The 282-nt window shown below is 29.8% G+C and carries 1 protein-coding gene; it reads right to left on the reverse strand.

The features are described from left to right. Positions 1-100: 100 nt before the first annotated feature. A partial coding sequence (locus tag LOK78_RS16540; RefSeq protein WP_232635688.1) for a hypothetical protein occupies positions 101-282 on the reverse strand: 182 nt, incomplete at its 5' end.

Genomic DNA, 282 nt, shown 5'->3' on the forward strand with positions numbered 1-282 from the left:
ATGCAAGATCATTCTTTAAACAATTATTGAATGGTTTCCATTTCTGGTAATCTTTGGTCCATACATCATCTAAAATAAGGAGATTTTTTTTTTTATATTTTTAATAGTCACAAATACGTTGAAAAAGAGATTGTGATTCTACTACATTAGAAGTACAACCTTCAAAAAATTCAATAATCGCTCTGGCAACTCTAAACTCATCTAAAGGGTCTAATACACACACCCATATTCTTTTATCAAAATTGCTCTCCACCTCATTGTTATTATAGGCAAATTGAGCAA

This window comes from Mangrovimonas futianensis, assembly GCF_021245805.1.
Classification (GTDB): Bacteria; Bacteroidota; Bacteroidia; order Flavobacteriales; family Flavobacteriaceae; genus Mangrovimonas; species Mangrovimonas futianensis.